Source organism: Affinirhizobium straminoryzae, from assembly GCF_007004135.1.
GTDB lineage: Bacteria > Pseudomonadota > Alphaproteobacteria > Rhizobiales > Rhizobiaceae > Neorhizobium > Neorhizobium straminoryzae.
Genome location: NZ_VJMG01000088.1, coordinates 1 through 6,460, shown reverse-complemented (window position 1 = coordinate 6,460; position 6,460 = coordinate 1). Strand labels below are relative to the sequence as shown.

7 protein-coding genes are annotated in these 6,460 nt (G+C 65.1%); 1 reads left to right on the top strand and 6 read right to left on the bottom strand.

The features are described from left to right. Positions 1 to 195 (top strand): pirin family protein (locus FNA46_RS26225; protein WP_483923587.1); only part of this gene is annotated, 195 nt, incomplete at its 5' end. 87 nt (positions 196 to 282) lie between these two features. Here the strand turns inward: FNA46_RS26225 and FNA46_RS24105 are convergent. The 6 genes from FNA46_RS24105 to FNA46_RS24080 form a co-directional block, all read right to left on the bottom strand. Continuing rightward, entirely contained in the window at positions 283 to 1,893 is a 1,611-nt protein-coding gene (locus tag FNA46_RS24105; RefSeq protein ID WP_143127768.1) for an MFS transporter, read from the bottom strand. A 70-nt stretch (positions 1,894 to 1,963) separates the two neighbouring features. Continuing rightward, positions 1,964 to 2,788 carry an alpha/beta fold hydrolase gene (locus FNA46_RS24100; protein ID WP_342782421.1) on the bottom strand — a complete coding sequence of 275 codons (825 nt, stop codon included), beginning with the start codon at positions 2,786 to 2,788 and terminating at the stop codon, positions 1,964 to 1,966. A 166-nt stretch (positions 2,789 to 2,954) separates the two neighbouring features. Then, positions 2,955 to 3,398: a DoxX family protein gene (locus FNA46_RS24095; protein ID WP_143127766.1), complete on the bottom strand. Its 444-nt coding sequence runs from the start codon at positions 3,396 to 3,398 to the stop codon at positions 2,955 to 2,957. 7 nt (positions 3,399 to 3,405) lie between these two features. Continuing rightward, positions 3,406 to 5,283, bottom strand: a complete 1,878-nt coding sequence (locus FNA46_RS24090; RefSeq protein WP_143127764.1) for an amidohydrolase — start codon at positions 5,281 to 5,283, stop codon at positions 3,406 to 3,408. A 97-nt stretch (positions 5,284 to 5,380) separates the two neighbouring features. Further along, positions 5,381 to 5,656 (bottom strand): XapX domain-containing protein, encoded by a 276-nt coding sequence (locus FNA46_RS24085; protein ID WP_143127763.1) that lies wholly within the window; start codon positions 5,654 to 5,656, stop codon positions 5,381 to 5,383. Next, positions 5,653 to 6,399 carry an alpha/beta fold hydrolase gene (locus FNA46_RS24080; protein ID WP_143127762.1) on the bottom strand — a complete coding sequence of 249 codons (747 nt, stop codon included), beginning with the start codon at positions 6,397 to 6,399 and terminating at the stop codon, positions 5,653 to 5,655. Before FNA46_RS24080 ends, FNA46_RS24085 begins: the two co-directional genes overlap by 4 nt. Positions 6,400 to 6,460: the final 61 nt, after the last annotated feature.

Sequence of the window (6,460 nt, the reverse complement as noted above, 5' to 3'; positions counted from 1 at the left end):
CCTGCAGCCGGTGACCGGCTCACCATTCCACAGCATCCGGGTCGTCTGACCTTCCTGCACATCATCGAAGGCCTCGCGATGGTCGATGGCGAAAGGTTGACCGGCGGCGACGGTATCCAGCTCGGCGCCGATGCGCTGCCGGATCTCGAATGGATTACCGACGGCCAGGCGCTGCTGTTCGACATGCGCCGGTGAGATCCAAACACGGAAAAACTGCCCGGCGCGGACGCGCCCGGCAGCTTTTCATCCGGGGCAGCAGGGCCTGCCGGAGAGCAGTCCCGATCAGCGGTGAGGCTTTGGCCGTTCCATCGCGATGAAATGGCGGACCAGCGGTTTTATTTCGCCCTGATGGAAGGCAAGCGCTGCGGCCTGCAGGTCGGCATCCGCCTTGGAAACCCGCCGGTGCTGGCGCAGATGCTCTGCCCAGGATTCCACGAAAAACCATTCGAGCACGATGGTCGGATCAGCTGAATCCTCCGTCACGCCCCAGCTATAGGCACCGTCGCGCTGCCTCTCATGCGCGAGACGGGAGAGCGCGTGCAGGAAGCCCGTCCGGTGCTCGGGATCGATGCGGTATTCCACCGTGATCAGCACCGGCCCGCGATCATGCGCCACGGGGGCGGCCAGCAGCGGTTCCGGCCAGTGGCGGGAGGGAACCAGATCCGCCTCGCCACGCGGCAGCTTGACCCGGTGCATGGCAAGCCCCGCCACCAGCAGGCCGAAGGCGGAGATCAGCAGCGCCGGCGCAATGCCGGTTGCTTCTGCCACCACGCCCCAGCCGAGGCTGCCGCCGGCCATCGCGCCATTGAACACGGTGAGATAGATGGCAAGCGCCCGGCCGCGCACCCAGTTCGGCAGGATGGCCTGCGCCACGCCGTTCAGTGTCGTCAAGGCCACGATCCAGCCCATGCCGAGGAAGAGCAGCACCACGGGGGCGAGTGCCTGCGGCGGGCGGAAGGCGAGGATGACCATCACGGCTGCGGTGACGATGGCAGAGAACAACAGCAGTCCGTCCGCATCGAGCCTGCGCCGCAGGGCCGGCAGAAGCAGGGCGCCGCCGATCGCACCGAGGCCGATGGCCCCCAACAGCAGACCGTAATAGCCGGCACTGCCGTTCAAGAGATTGCGGGCCACGAGCGGCAACAGCGCCCAGACCGCACTCGCAAAGGCGAAGAAGACGATGGCGCGCAGCAGCACGATGTGAAGATCATGGCTGGCGCGCGCATAGCGCAGGCCGGCGCGGAAGGCACCGGTAAAATTTTCCTTCAGCACATCCGCATCGCTGTGCGGACGCTTCCACCACACGAGGGCCGCGACGACGAAGACGTAGCTTGCCACATCGGCACCATAGGTCACGGAAGCCCCGAAGCCGGCGAGCAGCAAGCCGCCGAGTGCCGGACCGACGGCGCGGGCAATGTTGATGCCGAGGGAGTTGAGCGCGACGGCGCTTTTCAGCACCTCGCGCGGCACGAGTTCCGGCACCACCGCCTGCCAGGCGGGTGCGGCAAGCGCCGCCCCGATGCCGCCGAGAAAGGTCAGCCCGATCAGTGCCTCGACGGTGAGCAGGTTCAACGTCGCCAGCGCCATCAGCGTCAGACTGACACCGGCCAGCAGAAGCTGCACGCCGATCAGCAGCCGGCGACGATCGAAAATGTCGGAAAGCACGCCGGCCGGAATGGCAAGCAGAAAGAAGGGAAGTGTCCCTGCGGCCTGAATGGTGGCGACCGCCGCCGGCGCTGCCGACAGATCCGTGACGAGCCAGGAACTGGCCACGTCGCGGATGAAAGTGCCGGTATTGCCGAGGATCGTCGCGATCCACAGCACGGCGAACACGCTTTCGCCAAGGGCTGCAAATGCGCCACCCGCATCCTTTTCGTTCGATGCCGATGCCATGGCAACCTCCGTGTCTGGTCAGGAAGAAGCCCCGACCCGGCACGAGGCCGGGCCGGAGCCGCAGGTGTCGTCAGGAAATGAAGGCCAGAACGTCGGCGTTGAACTTTTCCGCCTCGAGCTGGGCAAGACCATGCTGACCGCCCTTGTAGACCTTCAGCGTGGCATTCTTGACGATCTTCGCCGACTTTTCCGCGGACGCCGCGATCGGCACGATCTGGTCGTCATCGCCATGGATGATCAGCGTGGGGCATTCGATCTTCTTGAGGTCATCCGTATAGTCGACCTCGGAGAATTCATGGATGCAGTCGTAATGACCCTTGATCGAGCCCAGCATGCCCTGCAGCCAGAAGGTATCGCGGAAGCCCTGGTTGTCCTTGGCGCCCTCGCGGTTGAAGCCGTAGAAGGGCGTCGTCAGATCCTTGAAGAACTGCGAGCGGTCTAGGGCCGTGCCCTTGCGGATGCCATCGAACACCTCGATCGGCGTGCCCTCGGGGTTGTTCGCCGTCTTCAGCATCAGCGGCGGAACGGCGCCGACCAGCACGACCTTGGCGACGCGGGCATTGCCGTGGCGGCCGATGTAATGGACCACTTCGCCGCCGCCGGTGGAATGGCCGATCATGATCAGGTTCTTGAGGTCGAGCGTCTCGATCAGTTCCGCCAGGTCGTCGGCATACTGATCCATGTTGTTACCCTGCCAGGGCTGATCGGAGCGGCCGTGGCCGCGGCGGTCATGGGCAATCACCCGGAAACCGTTCTGGCCGAAGAACAGCATCTGTGCGTCCCAGGCATCGGCCGAAAGCGGCCAGCCATGCGAGAACAGGATCGGCTGACCCGTGCCCCAGTCCTTGTAAAAGATCTTAGTTCCGTCCTTGGTTTCGATGAAGTTCGCGGTCATCGGATTGGCTCCATTGGTGGCGGTTGTGGTGGATTTCGAGTGTACGAGGCCAGGCATGGCCATCGCGGCGGAAAGCCCCGCGCCGGCCATCAGGGCCTGCCGGCGGGAGAGGAGAAGATGAAGATGCGGCGTCATGGTGCTTGGCCCTTGTTTGGTGCTGGTAGCGTCAACGCGACGCGGATCGCGGGGTGGCGGCGTCCGTCGCCGCCACGTAGAGGAAGGCCCCCATCAGGCCGAGATGTTCGAAGAAGGCGTTCATCGCCATGGATTGCTCCGGGCCTGCGGGGATTTCCCAGAAACGCAGGGCGATGAAGGTGGCAGCCAGCGTGAACGCCGCCAGCGCCAGTGCGCCCACCCGGCGCCAGACGCCGGACAGCACCAGCGCCGACATCGCCAATTCGAAAAGAATGACGCCGACGGCAAACAGCGGCGCCGGCAGAAGGCCGAAATGGACCATTTCCGCCTGAGCACCCTGAAAATCGAAGATCTTGACCAGAGGTCCCTGGATATAGGCCGAGCAGAGCCCGACCAGCGCCAGAAAACGGAGGGCAGGGGAGGTGAGCCAGTGCGGCGCATGCGGCTTCGAGGGGTGGCGCAACATCGTCGTCATGATCTCCTCACACCGCCCAGCAGGCGCAGCCCAGTGCCCCGAAGAAGCCCTTCAGGTCGCTGATCGGAAGCCGGGACGTCCAGGCACCGGCATGGTCATGGCCGTGCACGTTGCAATCATTGGCGCAGCCGCACGTCGCAATCGCCGTGCGGCGAAGCGAGTGGCGACCAGCCCCGTCCGGTTCTCCCCAGGCCGCATAGCCGCCGAAGCTGCGCACCGGAGACCAGTCAGGCATGGCGGGCGGCACGTCATTCTCGTCGAGCGCCTTGAAGTCACCCGCGCCGTAGACGATGCGGCCACCGACCAGGGTCAGGTCGGAGGTGAGGAAGGAGATCTCGTCTTCGGCACAGGCGAAGAAGTCCTTGCTGGGCACGACCAGATCCGCGAACTGGCCCTTCTCGATCCGCCCCTTCTTGCCCTCCTCGTTGGAGAACCAGGTGACGTTTTCCGTCCACATGCGCAGCGCCGTCTCGCGGTCCAGGCAGTTGGCGCGCGGGTAGAGCTGCATGCCGCCGACCGTCTTGCCGGTGATCATCCAGGCAAGCGAAACCCAGGGGTTATAGGAGGCGACGCGGGTGGCATCCGTGCCGGCCGATACCTTGACGCCCTTTTCCAGCATGCGGGCGATCGGCGGGGTCGCTTCCGCTGCCCCATGGCCATAGCGCTCCACGAAATATTCGCCCTGATAGGCCATGCGATGCTGCACCGCGATGCCGCCGCCCAGCGCCGCAATGCGGTCGATCGACTGGTCCGAAATCGTTTCGGCATGGTCGAAGAACCAGTTCAGTCCTTCCAGCGGAATATCCTGGTTGACCCTCTCGAACACATCGAGCGCCCGCGAAATGGTTTCGTCATAGGTCGCATGCAGGCGCCAGGGCCAGCGGTTCTCTGCCAGAATCCGCACGACCCCCTCCAGTTCGCCCTCCATCTCCGGCGGCATGTCGGGTCGCGGTTCGCGGAAATCCTCGAAATCGGCGGCGGAAAAGACCAGCATCTCGCCGGCGCCGTTGTGGCGGAAATAGTCGTCGCCCTGCTTGTATTTCACCGAGGTCGTCCATTTCAGGAAGTCGTCCTTCTCCTGCTTCGGCTTCTGGGTGAAGAGGTTGTAGGCAAGGCGCACCGTCATCTGCCCTTCGTCGGACAGCTTCTGGATGACGGCATAGTCATCCGGATAGTTCTGAAAGCCGCCGCCGGCATCGATCACGCCGGTGACCCCCAGCCGGTTCAGTTCGCGCATGAAGTGGCGCGTCGAATTTACCTGGTAGTCGAAGGGCAGCTTTGGTCCCTTGGCGAGCGTCGCATAGAGAATGCCGGCATTGGGCCGCGCCAGAAGCAGGCCCGTCGGATTGCCGTTGGCATCACGCGTAATCTCGCCGCCCGGCGGGTTCGGCGTGTCGCGCGTGTAGCCGACGGCCCGGAGCGCTGCGCCATTGAGCAGGGCCCGGTCATAGAGATGCAGCAGGAAGACCGGCGTCTCCGGCGCCACCGCATTGATCTCCTCGATGGTCGGCAGGCGCTTCTCGGCAAACTGATGTTCCGTGAAGCCGCCGACGACGCGCACCCATTGCGGCGCGGGCGTGATCGCCACCTGCCGCTTCAGCATGTCTATGGCGTCCGCCAGGCTGCGCACGCCGTCCCAGCGCAGTTCCATGTTGAAGTTCAGGCCACCGCGCACGACGTGGGTATGGTTGTCGATCAGGCCGGGCAGCACCCGCTTGCCCTTGAGGTCGACGATCCTTGTCTCCGGGCCGGCATGCGCCATGATCTCGTGATCCTGGCCGACGGCCAGAAACAGGCCATCCTTGATGGCGACGGCGGAGGCCGCGGGATTGCTCCGGTCGAGCGTGGTGATGAGACCGTGGTGCAGGATGAGATCGGCAATCATGCGAACATCTCCGGGAAGGGGAGCGGCAGGCGCCGCCGGAAGCAGGAAAGACCGGCGGCCTTGTCGCGCCGGCGGAGGAAAACGGGGCGGCGCCGCATCAGACGTCGTCGCGGGGCGCAGGCGACTCGACCGGTGGCTTGGCTCCCTTCGGCAGGTGGCCGAACATGTGCGGCTTCACCTCATGCAGCCAGGAGAGCGCTGCCGGCTCCTTGCGCCAGAGGGTTCGGGCCAGCGGCAGCACCTGCTCGCCGATCAGGATGCCGAGAAGGCCGACGAGGGCCACGATCGGCGGCGCCGGCGAGCGCACGTTGAGCAGGCTGTAGACGACGCCGACGAGAATGCCGGCGCCAAGGGACATCAGATAGATTTTCATGAGGGGGATCCAATGAGCGTATCGCCGGCCGCACCCACGGTCGCGCAGACCTCGGCGACGGCCTCGAGGATGACCGCAGCCACAGCATCCGGCTTCGACAGCAGAGACATGTGGCTGGCATCAAGCGTGGTCGTGCGTGCATTGAGGACGCTTGCCAGGTGATGCTGCAGTTCCACGCTGACCGCACGGTCGTTCTGCGAGATCACGTACCAGTTGGGCAGGTCCGCCCAGGCCGCCTTCGTCACCATGTCGGAAAAGGTCGTGGAGCCCAGCGGCGGCTGCAGGGCAAACAGGGTGGCAGCCTCGTCCTCGGGCAGGTCCTGCGCAACGCAGGTCACCCAGCCATTGCGGCTCATCCAGTAGCCGCCGAGCGCATCGGCCGAGACCTGGCCAAGCCCTGGCGGGGCCGGAAAGGCGGCCACCTGATCACCGGTCGACTGGCCGGCATTCGGCGCAAAGGCTGCGACATAGACGAGTGCCGCCACTTTCGGATCATTGCCCGCCTCGGTGATGACGGTGCCGCCCCAGCTGTGACCGACCAGAACGACGGGGCCATCGACGATATCGAGAATGCGGCGCGTCGCCCTGACATCCTCGGCCAGCGAGGTGGTGGGGTTCTGCACGGCATGGACACGGATGCCGCTTGCCATCAGCAGGGGAATGACCTTTCTCCAGCCGGACCCGTCACCCCAGGCGCCATGCACCAGAACGACGGAGGGCTTGCTCGTTTGGGAACCACTCATGAAATCACTCCTCGGGCAGGGATGACAGCGGCGGGCAAGGGGGTGCCCCTCCACAAGGAGG